Annotated in this window: 17 protein-coding genes; all 17 read right to left on the bottom strand. The window is 42.5% G+C overall.

Going from position 1 to position 17,877, the window contains the following annotated elements:
* Window positions 1-134: 134 nt before the first annotated feature.
* Window positions 135-335 carry a cold shock domain-containing protein gene (locus M3200_RS02170; RefSeq protein WP_022381899.1) on the bottom strand — a complete coding sequence of 67 codons (201 nt, stop codon included), beginning with the start codon at window positions 333-335 and terminating at the stop codon, window positions 135-137.
* 158 nt (window positions 336-493) lie between these two features.
* The gene (locus M3200_RS02165; protein WP_022381898.1) at window positions 494-1,231 is read right to left on the bottom strand and encodes an amino acid ABC transporter ATP-binding protein; all 738 of its coding nucleotides are present in this window, start codon (window positions 1,229-1,231) and stop codon (window positions 494-496) included.
* Window positions 1,232-1,233: 2 nt separating this feature from the next.
* Complete coding sequence (locus M3200_RS02160; protein WP_022381897.1) at window positions 1,234-1,872, bottom strand: amino acid ABC transporter permease; 639 nt, start codon at window positions 1,870-1,872, stop codon at window positions 1,234-1,236.
* 81 nt (window positions 1,873-1,953) lie between these two features.
* Window positions 1,954-3,423, bottom strand: coding sequence for a glutamate--tRNA ligase (gene gltX, locus M3200_RS02155; RefSeq protein ID WP_022381896.1), 1,470 nt, complete (start codon window positions 3,421-3,423; stop codon window positions 1,954-1,956).
* The gene (gene ispD / locus M3200_RS02150) at window positions 3,423-4,586 is read right to left on the bottom strand and encodes a 2-C-methyl-D-erythritol 4-phosphate cytidylyltransferase (RefSeq protein ID WP_022381895.1); all 1,164 of its coding nucleotides are present in this window, start codon (window positions 4,584-4,586) and stop codon (window positions 3,423-3,425) included. Before ispD ends, gltX begins: the two co-directional genes overlap by 1 nt.
* A complete protein-coding gene (locus tag M3200_RS02145; protein ID WP_022381894.1) occupies window positions 4,583-5,686 on the bottom strand; it encodes a PIN/TRAM domain-containing protein in 1,104 nt (367 codons plus the stop codon). Before M3200_RS02145 ends, ispD begins: the two co-directional genes overlap by 4 nt.
* A gap of 157 nt (window positions 5,687-5,843) precedes the next feature.
* Entirely contained in the window at window positions 5,844-7,235 is a 1,392-nt protein-coding gene (radA, locus tag M3200_RS02140) for a DNA repair protein RadA (RefSeq protein ID WP_022381893.1), read from the bottom strand.
* Between the two features lie 78 nt (window positions 7,236-7,313).
* Entirely contained in the window at window positions 7,314-9,728 is a 2,415-nt protein-coding gene (locus M3200_RS02135; protein ID WP_022381892.1) for an ATP-dependent Clp protease ATP-binding subunit, read from the bottom strand.
* 36 nt (window positions 9,729-9,764) lie between these two features.
* Window positions 9,765-10,808, bottom strand: coding sequence for a hypothetical protein (locus M3200_RS02130; protein WP_022381891.1), 1,044 nt, complete (start codon window positions 10,806-10,808; stop codon window positions 9,765-9,767).
* Window positions 10,805-11,224, bottom strand: a complete 420-nt coding sequence (locus M3200_RS02125) for a UvrB/UvrC motif-containing protein (protein ID WP_288178083.1) — start codon at window positions 11,222-11,224, stop codon at window positions 10,805-10,807. The genes M3200_RS02130 and M3200_RS02125 overlap by 4 nt, the downstream gene beginning before the upstream one ends.
* A gap of 112 nt (window positions 11,225-11,336) precedes the next feature.
* Window positions 11,337-11,858, bottom strand: coding sequence for a CtsR family transcriptional regulator (locus M3200_RS02120; RefSeq protein ID WP_022381889.1), 522 nt, complete (start codon window positions 11,856-11,858; stop codon window positions 11,337-11,339).
* A gap of 288 nt (window positions 11,859-12,146) precedes the next feature.
* Window positions 12,147-12,599, bottom strand: coding sequence for a regulatory protein RecX (locus M3200_RS02115; RefSeq protein WP_288972705.1), 453 nt, complete (start codon window positions 12,597-12,599; stop codon window positions 12,147-12,149).
* Window positions 12,583-13,638, bottom strand: coding sequence for a recombinase RecA (gene recA / locus M3200_RS02110; RefSeq protein ID WP_022381887.1), 1,056 nt, complete (start codon window positions 13,636-13,638; stop codon window positions 12,583-12,585). The genes M3200_RS02115 and recA overlap by 17 nt, the downstream gene beginning before the upstream one ends.
* Window positions 13,625-14,896, bottom strand: coding sequence for a competence/damage-inducible protein A (locus tag M3200_RS02105; RefSeq protein ID WP_022381886.1), 1,272 nt, complete (start codon window positions 14,894-14,896; stop codon window positions 13,625-13,627). Before M3200_RS02105 ends, recA begins: the two co-directional genes overlap by 14 nt.
* Window positions 14,897-14,916: 20 nt before the next feature.
* A complete protein-coding gene (gene rimO, locus M3200_RS02100; RefSeq protein ID WP_022381885.1) occupies window positions 14,917-16,263 on the bottom strand; it encodes a 30S ribosomal protein S12 methylthiotransferase RimO in 1,347 nt (448 codons plus the stop codon).
* Window positions 16,260-17,300, bottom strand: a complete 1,041-nt coding sequence (locus tag M3200_RS02095; RefSeq protein WP_022381884.1) for an extracellular solute-binding protein — start codon at window positions 17,298-17,300, stop codon at window positions 16,260-16,262. Before M3200_RS02095 ends, rimO begins: the two co-directional genes overlap by 4 nt.
* 82 nt (window positions 17,301-17,382) lie before the next feature.
* Window positions 17,383-17,877: DNA translocase FtsK (locus M3200_RS02090; RefSeq protein WP_288178081.1), on the bottom strand; the 495-nt coding region annotated here is incomplete at its 5' end.

The following is a 17,877-nucleotide window of genomic DNA, read 5'->3' as shown; positions in this document are numbered from 1 at the left end:
ATAAAAACAACACGAAATGTCCTATAAGCCTAAATTTATATTTATGAAACAAATGAAAAATGGGAGTAAATCCATTAAAGATTTACTCCCATTCTTTGATTCAGAAACTTTCGCTCTATTGCTTCAGTAAGTGATCAGCCTTCAACTTTTACGTTTGCAGCCTGCGGTCCTCTTGCACCATCAATAATTTCGAAATCAACTTTCTGACCTTCATTCAGTGTCTTGAAGCCATCGGACTGAATAGCAGAGAAATGAACAAAAACATCTCCGCCTTCTTCTCTTTCAATAAAGCCATAGCCCTTTTCTGCACTGAACCACTTAACTGTACCTTTCATGGAAATTCCTCCTAAAAAAATTACTACATTGCTCAGATTGAGCATGTTTTAACAATACCATAATTTTTTAATTTCGTCAATCTAAAAGCCGAAATATAGCTGTCCAAATATTATAAAAATTTGGGCTTTGGTATAAAAATAAATTATGGCAGGATTGTTTAGAGAACCTGGGAGAGGAATTCCTTTGTCCGGTCTTCTTTTGTATGATTGAACACGTCTTCCGGAGTACCTTCTTCTACTGTGACGCCCTGGTCGATAAATACCACGCGCGATCCAACCTCACGGGCAAATCCCATTTCGTGAGTAACGACGACCATAGTCATGCCCTCTTCAGCAACTTCCTTCATGACGTCCAATACTTCATGGACCATTTCTGGATCCAGTGCAGAAGTCGGTTCATCAAACAAGAGAGCTTTCGGCTTCATCGCAAGAGCACGGGCAATCGCGACTCGCTGCTGCTGACCGCCTGAGAGCTGTGCCGGTTTGTAATCCGCTTTATCAGCAAGGCCGACTTTCTTCAGAAGAAGCATACCTCTTTCCTTCGCCTCATCAGAGGAAATCTTTCTTACCTTCATAGGCGCCAGCATAAGATTTTGCAGTACTGTCATATGCGGGAACAAATTAAATCGCTGAAAGACCATGCCGACTTCAGTTCTTACGTAATTGATGTTCTTTTCCCCGTTAACCTCAAGGCCATCAAAGAAAATAGCGCCCGATGTCGGTGTTTCAAGTCCGTTTATGCAGCGTAAAAGCGTACTTTTTCCTGAACCGGACGGTCCTATGATAACCACAACTTCTTTTTCCTTGACCTTCAGGCTGATGTCTTTTAAAACTGTAAGATCACCAAACTTCTTGCTTATATGCTTGATCTCTATCAAATTTTTTGTTTCAGGCATAATTATCTCTTTTCCAAAGCGGCAACTACTCGAGAAATTGCTAATGTCATAATGAGGTAAAGAATTGCAACGGTTGTCCAAATTTCAAAGGATCCATACGTCTGAGCAATAATTAACTGTCCTCTTCTTGTCAATTCTTCAAATCCAATAACTGAAACCAAAGAAGAATCTTTCAGCATCGCAATGAATTCATTACCGAGCGGCGGCAGAATGTTTCTGACCGCCTGCGGCAGTATTACATAGTACATCGTCTGCCACCATGTTAATCCCAAAGATCTTCCTGCTTCGGTCTGACCGATATCGATTGACTGGATTCCTGCTCTGAAAATTTCAGAAACATAAGCACCGCTGTTAATACCGCAGGCAATAACGGCAGCTGCAAAAGGTTCAACTCTGTGCCCTGTAACAATTGGCAGTGCAAAATATATAAGGAAGATTTGCACCAGCAGAGGAGTTCCTCTGATGCAGTCAGCGTAAATAGTGGCCAGAATTCTTAAAATTTTCATCTGGGAAATTCTGGCAATGCCCACAAACAAGCCAATAAAGAAACCAATGGCAACGCTGACCGCTGTGATTTCAATCGTCACACCTGCTCCAAGAAGCAGTATGGGAAGGGCATGCTCAATAAGTTCAAAATCCATCGAGACTTCTCCTTATATCTGACTAAATCTGACCATCAATAAACAACACCAATAATTGGCAGCTAAGATTTAGCCAAATTCTTAATTGTCAGAACAATACGCCAAAGCATCTTCTAAGAGTTTGACGGCCTTTTCTTTACCAAATAATGCAATCATATCATAGAGGCCAGGTCCATGGGTAACGCCTGTCAAAGCAATTCTGACTGGTTCAAATGCAGCTTTTCCTTTGACTTTTGTTTCCTTCATCAGGCGGGTAAAACAGCTCTTGATAGAATCAGCATCGAAGGATTCCAGCTTTTTCAGTTCTTCTGCAAAGGATTTGATGATCAATGCACTTGTTTCAGCCTTCATGACAGCAAGCAGCTCCGGATCCTGAAGCGCCGGGAGATCTTCAAAGAAAACCTTAACATTTTCCGGAGCCTGCGCACCATAATACAAATGATCACGTACATACCACACGACTGCTTTGAGCCATTCTTTCTTATCAGCATCGATAGGTTCCTGCACGTATCCTGCCTTTTCAATAAATGGCAGAGTCAGTTCCAGCAGCTGATCCGGTGTTAACTGTTTCATATACTGGAAATTAATCCAGTTCAGCTTTTCAATATCAAAAACAGCATCATTGGAGGAAACACGGTTCATAGAGAACTGCTTGACTAATTCATCTACTGAGAAAATTTCCTGTTCTCCCTGCGGAGCCCATCCAAGCAAAGCCAGGTAATTGAACATAGCCTGCGGAAGATATCCCATATTTCTATATTCAGTCACTGAGGTAGCGCCATGTCTCTTGCTCATCTTCTTATGGTCAGCACCCAGAATCAGAGAAATATGACCAAACTTAGGAACTTCATAACCCAGCGCTTCATAAATAGCTAACTGTCTGGGTGTATTGGAAAGGTGTTCTTCAGCACGGATAACGTGAGTGATCCCCATCTTGGCATCATCGATAACTACTGCGAAGTTATACACCGGAATGCCATCGGATTTTACAATGATGAAATCACCGATTCCGGATGCCTGGAACTCAACATGGCCTCTGACCATATCATCAAATGCAAACACACCATCTTTTCTGACTTTCAGGCGGACGACCGGTTTGCGACCTTCAGCCTTATACTGATCAATCTGTCCCTGCGTTAAATGTTCGCAATGTCCATCATAAACCGGAGTCTTGCCTGCTGCTATCTGTTCTTTTCTGCTTTCTTCCAGTTCTTCTTCTGTGCAGTAGCAGTAGTAGGCTTTTCCTTCGTCAATCAGTTTCTTAACTTCTGCATTGTAAATATCGAGGCGTTCAGTCTGTCTATATGGGCCATTGTCTCCTCCCACATCGATGCCTTCATCCCAGTTAAGTCCCAGCCATTTCAGAGAATCCTTTATGTTTTCTTCGGATTCTTTCGTAGATCTCTTTAAGTCTGTGTCTTCAATTCTAACCAGGAATGTACCATTCATATGATGTGCATAGAGCCAGTTGAACAAAGCAGATCTGGCGCCGCCAATATGAAAAGGCCCTGTAGGACTTGGTGCAAAACGAACTTTAACTTTCTTCTCCATTAAAAATCCCTCCTAAATAATATCGCAGATGCAAAAGACGCAATTCCTTCTTCTCTGCCTGCTGCATCTAATTTTTCATTTGTTTTTGCCTTAATCCCCAATTTGGAAACCGGGATATCCAATACACCGGCAATGTTAGCCTTCATAGTATCAATATATCCTGCCAGCTTAGGTTTCTCAGCAATAACAGTCGTATCTATATTTCCAATCAGGAAACCAGATTCAGTTATCATTTTACCGACATTCTCAAGCAGTTTCAAACTGGAAATCCCCTTATACCTGTCATCAGTATCGGGGAAATAATACCCAATATCCCGCAGCCCGGCGGCACCCAGCAGAGCATCTATGATGGCATGTATCAGAACATCCGCATCAGAATGCCCCTTTAATCCATGATGATCTCTAATTTTGACACCACCGATGACAAGCGGTGATGATTCATCCATCTGGTGAATATCATACCCCTGCCCTATGCGGCAAAACGCATTATCTTTATTCATCATTGTCTTGAATCGATCCCAATCTTCTGGTGTTGTTACCTTAAAATATGATTCTTTCCCAGGCACTACGCTGACTTTTATGCCTGCATTTTCCAAAATGGAAGCATCATCTGTAATAGTGCTGTCATTTTCCAATGCAGATACTGCCTTTTGGAAAATATCTGTATAAGCGCCCTGCGGAGTTTGTGCCCTGATCAAATTGGAACGATCCAGCGTCTTTACTATAGTGTCATATGACACAGCCTTCATCGTGTCAACACAGGGTATTCCAACCATAACGGCAGGATGACGGGAATCAATAGAGATGAACGCGAGATCGATTATTTCTCCATCCACGAAAGGTCTTGCCCCGTCATGGACCAGTACCTTCTCTGAACGATCTGACACCTGTGCCAGACCATTTCTGACTGAATCAATTCTTCTGGCTCCGCCTGATGCAAATTTCACAGGAATCTTAAAATTGAGAGATTCGACTAAAGGGAGAAAAATACTGAGTTCTTCCTTGCTGGCGACAACAATCAATTCAGAAAGCAGCCTGCTTTTCTGAATATTTTTCAGCGTGTAATAAATTAAGGGATATCCTTGGTACTCCAAAAACAGTTTATTTTTTGCTGCATTCATTCTGGTACCCTTACCTGCAGCAACTAAGATCAAACTATTCATTCGTCACTTTCCAATTTTGCAAATATCATTTTTCCGGCAGAAGTTTGTAATACAGATGTAATGATGACCGGAACCTCTTTTCCTATGCACTGGCTCCCGTTTTCAACAACGATCATTGTGCCATCTTCAAGATAAGCAACGCCTTGTCCTTCTTCCTTGCCGCTCTTGACCAATTGGACAAAAATCTGCTCGCCCGGAATTACAGCAGGCTTCACGGCTATTGCCAGATCATTTATGTTCAGAACAGCAACGCCCTGCAGCTCAGCTACCTTATTCAAATTATAGTCATTAGTGACTATTTTATAATTTTTCTCACGTGCCAGCTTCACAAGTTTGGAATCGACTTCAGAAATATCCTCAAAATCATTTGTTACGATGATCACATCATCCTTGCTGTTCTTTCTCATATGATTGAGTATGTCGAGTCCCCTGCGTCCACGGTTTCTCTTAAGAATATCAGAACTGTCAGCAATCTTCTGCAGCTCTTCCAAGACAAAAACAGGGACGATGATCGGCCCTTCAAGAAATCCTGATCTGTAAATGTCTGCTACACGTCCATCTATGATAACATTTGTATCCAATAATTTGCCGGTATGATGATCTTTATTCTTTTTCTTATCAAAAGATCCTTCTGCATGCAAATGCAGCCAGCCTGCCAATTCACTTTTTTTACTGACCACCAAGTGCATTCCAAGATAGCCGAGAATAATACTCAAAGCTACGGAAACATATGGCCCGATATAGGGAACACTCCCAAATGCCAGTCCCACAAGGTTTGCAATAATGAGACCCAAAAACAGCCCCAGGGTTCCCGCAATGAGATCCTGCGTGGACATGGCTGAAAGAGACTTTTCTACTGTTGATGTGAACATAAAAAGGCTCTTGATCAGGTATGGTGAAATAAAGCTCCCGATAATTGCCCCGAATATACCGCCAACCAGCATGGCAGCCAGCGACATAAATGTAATTCCTAAAATAGTTTCAGTCAGAACTGAGTTTGGCAGCAGCAATGCAAGTACTGTTTCTCCCTGCCTCGATAAAACGATTCCGAGGACAGTGAAAAGCAAGACAAATATTGCTCTCAGTATTTTTTCCGGCATCTTAAAATTTCCTCTTAATTAAAAAAAGTAGTGTCATAAACAAATTGAAACAAAAATCTTATGAGTTTAGTTCATTCTTATGTATGTTTTATGTATTTTTTTATTATACCAAAATATGCATGCGATTTACACTACTCTTGCTAGAAAAAACGAGACATTATAAAAAATCAAGAGCCTGCGTAATCTTTTCAACAAAATGAATATCTAAACCATGACCAATTTTACCACTTTTTTCAAGAGATAATACCTCATTTTTATTTCTGGAAGGAAGAATAAATTGTTTGAAATTCATCTTTATCCCCTCTTTGAGTCGGATACCTATATGAGAAACAGGGAGTATTTCACCTGTCAGCCCGATTTCCCCAAGGGCCATCAGCCCGGATGGTATAGGTTTTTCCTTCTTCATTGAAACCAAGGCCAGCGCAACAGCAAGATCAGCCGCTGTTTCCCTCACCTTAAATCCGCCGGCAACATTAAGATAGACATCATCTGAAGAAAACATAACATGCCCGCGCTTTTCCAGAACAGCAAGAAGTATAACAAGCCTGTTATAGTCATATCCTGAAGAAATCCTTCTTGGTATGGCCAGCACAGAATGTGTTGTCAGCGCCTGAATTTCAATCAATATCGGCCTGAGGCCTTCCATGCATGCCATGACGATAGACCCGGGCACCATTTCAGCGCGGTCTCTTAACAGATAGGTTGACGGATCTTGAATTCCGATTAATCCCTTTCCTTCCATGACAAAAAGGCCTGAATCTGCGGTAGAGCCAAATCTGTTCTTTACTGTCCGCAGAACCCTGAACTGATAGCTCCGGTCGCCTTCCAGATAAAGTACGACATCCACCATATGTTCCAAAATACGGGGTCCTGCCAAATTACCCTCTTTGGTAACATGCCCTATAATCATGACTGTTATATTATTCGCTTTTGCAAACCTGACAAGAGCAGCTGTACAATCTCGTATCTGAGCGGGACTCCCCATGGGAGAATCGTTATCTGAAATGTACATGGTCTGGATGGAGTCAATAACAAGCATATTAGGCTTGATTTCGTTGGCCTCGTTGATAATTGCCTCAAGATCTCCGCCCGAATAAATATAGCAGGCATCTTCATTGATGTTAAGACGTTCAGCCCGGAGCTTGATCTGCTCTTCTGATTCCTCTCCGCTGCAATAAAGGACCGTGTTCCCGGTTTTCGCCATAGCATTACATATCTGCAGGATAAGTGTAGACTTGCCTATACCAGGCTCACCGCCCCATAAAATTACGGACCCTGGAACGACGCCGCCGCCAAGCGGCCGGTCTACTTCAGAAAGACCCAGCTTAATTCTGTTATGGTTCGACAGATTGATTTTGGAAAGGCTGACAGGAGCCTTTGAAATGGTTTCAGCACCACTGATTCTTATATTTTTGGGAGCAGATACTTCAATTTTCTCTTCAAGGGTATTCCATTCCCCACATTGTGGACATCTACCCATCCATTTTAGTGTTTCTGCACCACAGTTCGAACATTTATATTTAATGTTTTTATTATTTTTCCCACTCATGTTAAATACCTCATACAAAAAAATGGATACAGGCAATGCGGCCTGTATCCATTATACTATACGTTTATATAACTGAAATTATTTAGCTGTAAAAGTCAATTTATTCTTGTCGTCCGTATTAATCTGAAGTACTGACTTGCCTTCCAATCCATCTTCCAGAATCAAGTTGGCAACCGGATCTTCGATTTCTTTCTGAATAACCCTCTTCAAAGGACGGGCACCATACTCAATATCTGTACCATCTTTGATCAGAAGCTTCTTAGCGGAATCAGAAATTTCAAGACTTACATTGAAATGTTCCAGTTTCTTTTCTACATCTTTCAAAAGCAGATTTACGATGGCAGAAAGGTTCTCTTCCGTCAATGGATGGAAAACAATGATTTCATCGATACGGTTGATGAATTCCGGTCTGAAGGTACGCTTTACTTCAGCAAGGATTGTTTCCTTGATCGATTCGAAATCTTCATCCTTCTTATCATCACTATCAGAAGAGAAGCCCGGTTTCTTTACGTGTCCCTTGAGATAATTGGATCCCAGGTTGCTTGTCATTATGATGACACAGTTTGTGAAATCAACCGTACGTCCCTGACCGTCTGTCAGGCGGCCGTCATCCAATACCTGCAGCAGGATATTGAAGAAATCCATGTGAGCTTTTTCTACTTCATCAAAGAGAATGACACTGTAAGGATTCTTTCTGACGGCATCTGTCAATTGACCGCCTTCTTCGTATCCGACGTATCCTGGAGGTGCACCGACCAGACGCGAAACTTCATGCTTTTCCATGTATTCGGACATATCAAAACGAATCATATTCTTTTCGCTGCCAAACATTGTCTCTGCCAGGGCACGTGCCAGTTCCGTTTTGCCGACACCGGTCGAACCGAGGAACAGAAAAGAACCAATCGGGCGTTTTGGATCCTTCATGCCTGCTCTCGCACGGCGGATTGCAGTAGCAACCGCATGAACAGCATCATCCTGTCCGATGACTCTCTTATGGAGTTCATCTTCCAGGTGAAGCAGACGTTCGGAATCGCTCTTCTTCAGGTTCTGGAGAGGAACACCTGTCCATTTGGAAACAACTTCTGCAACATCTTCTTCAGTTACAGTAAGATGATCATGGTCAGCACCTTTCCATTCTTTCTTCAACTGTTCGATATCCGCTTCAAGCTTCTTGGACTGGTCACGGTAAATAGCAGCGCGTTCATAGTCCTGCGTGGAGATTGCCGCTTCCTTTTCTTTCTGCAGGGATGCAAGCTGGGCTTCCTTGTTTTTAAGTCCTTCTGGTGCTGAAGAAGCTTCCATACGTACCTTGGCAGCCGCTTCATCGATTACATCAATTGATTTATCCGGCTGGAATCTATCCGTAATATAACGTCCGGAAAGCTCAACAGCAGCCTTCAATGCTTCATCAGTAATTTTAGCCTTATGGAATGCCTCATATCTGTCGCGCAGGCCTTCCAGAATACGAAGGGTATCTGCAGGATTCGGTTCTCCTACCTTTACAGGCTGGAAACGTCTTTCCAAAGCTGCATCCTTTTCGATATATTTTTTATATTCTTTCAGGGTTGTAGCGCCAATGCAGTGAAGCTCACCTCTTGCAAGTGCAGGTTTCATGATATTTGCTGCATCCATGGAGCCTTCGCTGGAACCTGCTCCTACCAGTGTATGGAGTTCATCAATGAACAGAATCCAGTCGGAATGCTGCTTGACGGTATCCAGCACCTTTTTCAGCCTTTCCTCAAATTCACCTCTGTACTTTGTGCCAGCAACAACTGCAGACATATTCAGTGAAATAATATGGCAGTTTTTCAATATTTCAGGCACATCATTGTTTACGATTCTCTGAGCCAGGCCTTCCGCGATAGCAGTTTTACCAACGCCAGGTTCGCCAATAAGCACAGGATTGTTTTTGCTTCTTCTGGACAGAATTTGAATAACTCTGTTGATTTCTTCCTCGCGGCCAATGACAGGATCGATTTTTCCCTGTTTGGCACGTTCATTCAAATCAATGGCAAAGTCACTTAAATCGCCAAGGGAAGCCGATTGATCACTCTTGGAATTATCCTCAGAAAGTACATCTTCAAATGCTTTCTGAAGTTTATCCTCAGTGACTCCCAGCTGCTCTAAAATTCTTACAGCCAGGCCGCCGCCTTCGTGCAGTATTGCCAGAAGCAGATGTTCTGTCCCGACATAAGAATTTCCGAGTTCATTGGCTTCTTCGACAGCCATCTCCAGTACGCGTTTTGTACGCGGTGCAACATACAGTTCGGATCTCCGGAACAGGGATGTATTTCTGCTGCCGGACAAAAGCTCTTCCAGAGTACCAACAGTAATCCCCAGGGAATTTAAAATCTTTCCGCCTGCGGAATCTCCTTCATGAGCAATGCCAATCAGCAAGTGCTCAGTACCGATGTAATCGCTGCCCAATTTTGCAGCTTCCTGTGCTGCAAATTTCCAGGCATTCTTAACACCATCAGTATATCTATCTTCCATATTAATCCCTCCTTATAAGGGTAAAATAATCTTTCATTATAATTCTTTAACTGCATCTCTCAGCAAAGCAGCACGCCATGCATTGATTGATTGTGCATCATCCATTTCTTTATGTGTCGTATAAGCGACCTGGTTATTTGAAACCAGAGAAAAGATTTGATGAAATAATAACCCATTCTTATCTGGTATCATTTTCTCTTTTACGCCAGCTTTTATAAGGCCTGCCAGTTTCATCGCTTCCTGTTCGTCAATCTGCCGGGCATATTTCAAAGTTCCCAATGCCCTCCAGATCTGATCCCTGATAGTTATCTCAGAACCTTTGAACATCTTTTCCCAGTACTGGTTTTCGATGTCGTTGATATCCGAAAGAAGCGAATCAAATCTTTGCATATACTTTTCTTCCTGGACACCGATCGTCTGTGTAGACTTTATTTCATAAAAGGCACTATTCCAGGAATCATTACCTGTCAGGCTCCTGATGGAAAATCCCTGCCGTTCAACAGCCCTGGCCAGATCCCTGATCCTGCCGTTGGCAGTAAGACCTGGAAGGAAGAGCATTGCCTCGGCAGCTAATCCGGTACCCGTATTAAAAATAGATCCCGTTAAATAGCCGAATTGATTATCATAAGCATAGCGGATTGATTGAGATAATTTATCATCAATTTGTGTTAAATCTTTCCAGCTGCCAGAGAAAGAATCCGCATGGCCGGCTGCATTGAGGCATATATGATCCAATGCATTAGACAGGAGAGAAATATGTCCGTCTCCAATCAGGAACAAACTTATTCCATTTAAATTCCGCAGACTTTTTTTCGGAATCATGCCTCTGTCAAGCAATACCTGTCTTTCGTTTGAATCCATGCCTGCCAGCGGATACTCTTCAGCATCAAGTCCAGCTGCATCAAGAGCCCTTTGTATTTCAGACAAGACCTTTTGTCTTTCCTGCATGGAAAGCTTCTCCGGAAAATGAAATCCGCTTATATTCCTCCTGATGCAGATTCGCTTCCCAAATTCAGACCGATCCTGGTTTCCATCAGTCAAGCCGCCTGCCGGGCCGGCTAAAAACTCCTCTAATTTCATTTAGAGCTGCCTCCCTCAAGTTTATTAATCTGATCTCTGATTACAGCTGCCTGTTCGTAGTTTTCTTCCTTGATGCACTTCTTGAGCTCACTTTTCAGCCGATTGATTTCAGACATTCCTTCTGTTTTTTCCTCGTCCTGTTTACCAGGAGCCTTTCCGATATGCTGATCAGTTCCCTGATTTTTATTCAGGAAATTTTTCAATTTGGAACGGAACTGGTTATAGCACTCCTCGCAGCCAAGCAGACCATCCTTTCTAAAATCCTGATATGTCTTCCCGCAATTGGAACATGACAAACCAGGCTGCAGGTTCTGCTCTGCATGCTGGAAAGGATTGACAAAGTCATTACCGAAAAAGGAATCAAATGGATGAGCAAAAACTTCCTGATTCCAAAGATCAAACGGATCGTTGATCAAATTTTCTTTCCTGGCACAATCCCGGCATAAATGCCGTTCAGATCTTCTGCCATTAACCACTTGCGTCATATGAATGACAGCTTCTTTTTGATGACAAGAATCACAAAGCATTTTATTCTCCTTTCGTGACCCATTCAATTCTATGAATCATTGTCTTGGCCGCCTCACGACGGTGGCTTTCAGGACAATACTCCAGCATTGTATGAGTTAGTGTACAAATTAATCTGTATTCTCTGGACGAGATAATTTCATAGTCTAAGAGCATTCTGAAATAGCTGTCTAATCCATTCTCTATTTCTGTAATACTATTGGGATGAATTTCATTGGTTCGTTGTTTCCCTCCTGTGCTGGTACTGCTTCTGGTCTTGGATGAAGCCTGATCCTTAGAATGTGAAGGTGCATTATCTTCTCCTAACGATATCTTGATATATCCTCCGCTTCCGCGCCTTGATTCCACGACAAAACGATTATCGGGAGAAAATCTGGTATTAATTACATACGTAATTTGAGAAGGAGCACATTCTAATAAATCTGCCACATCTTTCCTTTTCAGTAAAATTTCATCAGTTGACTGTTTACCCAGCATTTCCAAAATAAACTTTTCAATCCTGTCAGATAACATTGAATTATGCATTGCTTGCCAGCCCTCCCTTCCATTGATTCTTTTCTATATTATAAAACAATAAATCAAAAAGTCAATAGGTCAAAGTAAACTATCTGATTATTTTTTTATTCCATCAAAACTATTCTGCCAACGGACGGTTTTCCCCGAATATCATGGTTGAAACCTGCGCGCATATCTATTTACCAAACATGAAAAGCCATGCTGAACTTCAGCATGGCTTTATCAATTCAAATTTGAAATTTCTGAAATGTCCCAAATTACGGGACTCTTTGTAAATGTGGCAGGTACTATAAGAGACTAATCTTCGTATTCGAATGTTCTTACTTCTCTTAAAGCTGTCATCACTGCACTTTGCGAGAGTCCGCGCCTCAGAAGAAATGCGGCGGCCTTCCTGTAATTAATTAATAACTCCGGTTTGATCCGGACTTTTTCTTCCAGTAAGGAAACGGCAATATCTATTTCTTCCTCCGCCGTTAAATGCTTATTGGTATGGAGCCCTCTGGACTTAAGCTTCTGATGAATATAGGTGTCCCCATAACATTTTCTGTTCCTGAATGAATCAAACAAATCATCCGCGAGCTCAGAATCATTCAGATACCCATAGTGCTTTAACTTATCCATGACTTTGCCGATCTCATCAGGATCATATCCTTTGCGGGCCAGTTTGGTTCTAAGTTCATATTCACTTTGGGGTCTGTAATTCAATAAATGAATTGCTGATTCATATGCAGTCTTATTTGTCCTCTTCATCTTGTTCAGATAATACGCCATCTTCAAAATGGCCAGGCTCAACGACAAGTGTATCCCTGATGGTTTTATCAATCTCAGCAGCAACATCCGGATGTTCTTTTAAGTATGTCTTGGCTGCTTCACGTCCCTGGCTGATTCTGCTTCCATTATAGGAATACCAGGCTCCGCTCTTCTGGATAATATCCATATTTACAGCAATATCAAGAAGTGTTCCTTCTACAGAAATGCCTTCCCCATACATGATATCAAATTCAGCCACCTTAAACGGAGGAGCCACTTTGTTCTTTACAACCTTTGCCCTTGTCCTGTTTCCGATAACATCCGTGCCATTCTTTATGGCTTCCGCTCTTCTTATTTCAATACGCATGGATGCATAGAATTTAAGTGCGCGTCCGCCTGTCGTGGTTTCCGGGTTGCCAAACATAACGCCGACTTTTTCACGAATCTGGTTAATGAAAATGACGATTGTTTTGGATTTGCTTATGATGCCGGTCAGTTTTCTGAGTGCTTTACTCATCAGTCTTGCCTGAAGGCCGACAGACTGATCGCCAATATCGCCTTCAATTTCCTGTTTTGGAACCAATGCCGCAACGGAGTCGATGACTACGATATCAACAGCGCCGCTTCTGACCAAAGATTCACAAATGCTGAGTGCCTGTTCACCACTGTCCGGCTGGGATATTAATAAATCCTTAGTATCAACGCCAAGCCGATGAGCATACATTGGGTCCAATGCGTGTTCAGCATCAATAAAAGCAGCGAATCCGCCTAATTTCTGGGCTTCAGCAATTGCATGCAGGGCCAGTGTGGTCTTACCGGAAGATTCCGGACCATAAATTTCAATCACTCTGCCGCGTGGATATCCGCCAACACCGACAGCAATATCGAGTGCTAAGGAACCTGTAGGAATAACATCAATATCTAATTTATTCCCCATATCGCCAAGACGCATAATCGATCCGGCGCCAAATTCACGAGTAATCTGATGGATTGCATTATCAAGAGCTTTTCTCTTTTCTGCATTACTATCTGTTGCCATCTTTTTCCCTCTCTTCCTGCACTAACTTCTTAATGTATTTCATAGCATAATAGAAAGCCGTTTCTGCAGCGGCATAACGGACGCTTTTACGTGAACCCATGAAATGTTCTTCGTAAACAACAGTCCCGATTGGCCCTGAAACCCCGATATAAACAAGCCCGGCCGGTTCTCCCCTTTCTCCGGAGCCTGGTCCGGCATAACCTGTAGTAGAAACGGATATGTCACTCTTATAAAGTCTGCGTGCCCCTTCTGCCATCTCTTTTGCCACATTTTCACTGACTGCCGTGTATTTTTCAAGCACTTCAGGATCGACATGCAGTACATTTTCTTTCGCTTCATTCCAGTACGTCACCGCACTGCCTTTGAAATAATCAGAACTGCCGGGCAGATCCGTGAGAAGTTTCCCAATCAATCCGCCTGTGCAAGATTCTGCGGCACTTATAGTCAGCTTATTGTTTTGGATTTCCTTGACTAAATCTTCCCTTGCATTCTTTTCTATATGATAACTTGAGACAGGCAGCAATTCTCCTATCTGCTTTATGACCGGTTCCATCAGATGATAGGCATCATCTGCACTGCATCCCTTTCCAGTCACCCTGACCAGAATATATCCCGGTCTTGCCAGGAGCGCGATTGTAGGATTATTCTGGGCTTTTAATAAATGGCTGATCCTTGTTTCTATTTCAGCTTCCGATAATCCTTTGACCGGCAGTTCAGCAGAACGAATCACGCCCTGATTCCCGAATTTTTCCTCAAGGAATGGCATCATCTGATTCTGCGCCATCATTTTCATTTCAAATGGAGGTCCGGGCAGATGAATCAGCAATTTGCCATTGCATTCTGTTACTGATCCGGAAGCGGAACCATACTCGTTTTTCAGTAAAACAGCCCCTTTGGCAAACCAGGCCTGCCTTTCTAAAGGCGGAAGATATTTACGCTTCTTCTGTTCATAATATGACTTCAGCCGAATGGATTCGTCAGCATTTAGCATGAATGGAATCCCCAATGCGTCAGCTCCGGCTTTCTTTGTAATATCTCCCATAGTTGAGCCCAGTCCGCCTGAAGTGATAACAATATCCGCTCTTGCCAGAGCAGTCTTGAAAGTCTCTTCCAAACGTTTCGGGTTATCCCCTGCTGTGGTCAAATATGCCACAGTATAACCATGTTCATTCATAAAAGATGCAAGCCACTGCGCATTCTCGTTAACAATCTCTCCCAAAAGCAGCTCAGTGCCTGTGGTTATGATTTCAGTTATCATGATTCCCTCTCAGAAGGTCATTAGATCTTTTCGCCAATTAAATCGTATGCATAGCCATCAACAATTTTTACATTTACAAAATCACCGGGCTGAAGGTCATCCGGCTGATCGATATACACATTTCCATCAACTTCCGGAGCCTGGAAAGATGCACGTCCTTTTGCCTGGATATTCCCGTCACCGGTATCAATAAGTTCCTCGACAAGGACTTCCGTTTCAGTGCCTATCAGATTTTCATTATTTTCTTCAGAAATGCCGGCTTGGATAGACATTAATTCATGATAGCGGGATTCCTTAACCTCTTCAGGAATCTGGTCTGCCATTCTTGCAGCCGGTGTACCTTCCTGCGGTGAGAACATGAAAGCACCCATATCATCAAATTTTACTTCCTTGATGAAATCGCAAAGTTCTTGGAAATCCTGATCTGTTTCTCCAGGGAAGCCGACCATCAAAGTAGTTCTGACTGTCATGCGTGGAGAAGATGAACGTATCTTTGACAACAACTCCCTGATACTTTCCGTTGAGTCCTTGCGGTTCATACGTTTCAGCACATTATTGCTAATATGCTGCAATGGAATATCAACATATTTGCAGATTTTGGGTTCAGTCAGAATGATCTGCAAAAGTTCATCATCAAAATAAGTCGGGTAAAGGTAGAAAAGTCTTATCCTTTTTACGCCTTCAATCTTTACAAGCTCTTTTAAAAGCTTGGCAAGACTTGCCGGTTCACTCAAATCTCTTCCGTAGCAGCTTAAGTCCTGTGCTATTAAATTGAACTCTCTCACGCCATCGGCAGCCAGTCTTCTGACTTCATGCACAATAGATGCAACGGGACGGCTTCTCATCGGTCCGCGAACATACGGGATATAGCAGAATGTGCATCCGTTGCTGCATCCTTCTGCAATTTTCACATAAGCAGAATATTTTGGCGTCAATATTTCTCTTGGCATTGATTCTTCATTATTGCAGGGTTTCATGTTGAACTTGAAAACATTTTCCCCTTGCTCAGCATAGGATTCCTTCAATGCTTCGGAAATAAGCTGCCATGATTCGGTTCCGATGAAAATATCCACTTCCGGCAGTTCAGCGCTGAGGCTCTTCTTGTATTGCTGTGCAAGACAGCCTGCCACAACCAATTTTTCGCAAATGCCCGACTTCTTATATTCAGCTGCCTGCAAAATCGTCTGTATGGATTCTTCTTTGGCTGCATCAATAAACGTACAAGTATTTACAAAAATGACTTGTGCATCATCCAGATCATCTACCATTTTGTAGCCATCTTTTTCAAGAATGCCTACCATCATTTCCGTATCAACGAGATTCTTAGAGCAGCCTAAGCTTACAACTCCTAAAGTTTTAACTGTCAATTATTTGTTCCTCCAAAACGAATTTTGTCAGCCCATTGGTTGAGCAAATCCTTTTTCCCTTCATCAAAATACATCTTTTTCAAATCCCAGAAGCGAAGATCTCCGCCAATAACGTCCGGCTTCATATCTTCATCATTAACATAAACATAATAATATTGATTCTGTTCCATTATCTTCTTGTATCCTTCCGGATTAAGCAGCCATTCTATGAATTGTCTGCCCCGGTCCGGATTCAGGCTGCTTTTTGAAAGACCTGCTCCATAAAGATACCATGGAGAACCATCTTCCGGATAAATAATAGTAACGGGCATGTTCTCATTTCTTGTACGAAGCGTTTCATTAAGCCCCGAGATACCGATATCGCATTTTCCCATGGCAGCCATTCTTGAAGGAGTAGACAGATACTTGCCGTACTGAACTACATGCCCCTGTGCCTGGTATAAAAGCTGGAAGGTTTCATTGATACCGAAATGTTCTGCCATGCACATAAGCAGGTCTTCAGCCATATCTGCAGCAATGAAATCTGTCATTGATAACTGAACTGATTTCCTGGTAAGCACCTCTGTCCAGGTATAGCTGAATGCAGGATGCTTTAAAAAGAAATCCTTATTGACTGCAAATATAACCGGATCTATCCAGATGCCTGTCCAGTATGAATCATCATCACGAAAAACATTCAAAGCTGTATCTGTGCGTGATGAAAAATATGGCTCTAACATTTTATTATCTTTCAATTTGACCAGAGAATCCTGGGATGTGATATAGACATCGGGTATTTTATCAGAATCTGAAGATCCCTGCACCATCTGATTCGAGGTCAAATATACGATATCCAGTTTCATTCCGGTTTCCTTATAGAAAGGCGCATTCAGCGGTTCCAGCATTCCTGACTGCAAATCGGTATATACTACGACTTTTTCCGTGGTATCAGATCTCTGTTTTTTCAGGTTTTCCTGATTTTTTGCATATTGGAAAATGCCCAGAAATGCCGCCCCCGCAAGTATCAGAAACAGGATAACGGAAAGCAGACGCTTCATATTTTTCACCCCGATTCCCAATAAGAATTATATCATACCATCTCCAGCAGCTAATTACTAATAGCAATCCGCAGCAATAGAGCTATTGTTGTTCTTCTTCCTTAGAATTTTCTATATTCATAAACATTTCAGATACTTTATCTTTAGTCATCAGGATTTCACGCGGCTTGGCACCTTCTGCAGGTCCAACGATTCCCATTTTCTCCATGGAGTCCATAAGCCGGCCCGCACGCGTGTATCCGATACGGAATCTTCTCTGAAGAGCAGATACGGATGCACGTTTGGTGTCTAAAACCCATTCGGAAGCCTCTTGCAGCAGATCATCCATCATATCTTCCGCATTCGCCTCATTCGAAGATTTTTCAGGAATGGACAAATCAATCGGTTCATACTTTACAGGCTCAGATTCCTGCTTCAGGCACTCGTTCTTCACATAATTGACAACGTTCTCAACTTCTTCATCGGGAATAAAAGCGCCCTGGATTCTTACAAGGTTGAGCGCGCCTGCGCGCTTAAACAGCATATCACCCTTTCCAAGTAACGATTCAGCGCCCCCTTCATCAAGGATGATTCTGGA

Origin of the sequence: Dialister sp. CAG:357 (assembly GCF_000435155.1) — a bacterium.
In the GTDB taxonomy this organism is placed as follows: Bacteria; Bacillota; Negativicutes; order Veillonellales; family Dialisteraceae; genus Dialister; species Dialister hominis.
This window is presented reverse-complemented; position numbering and strand designations above follow the sequence as displayed.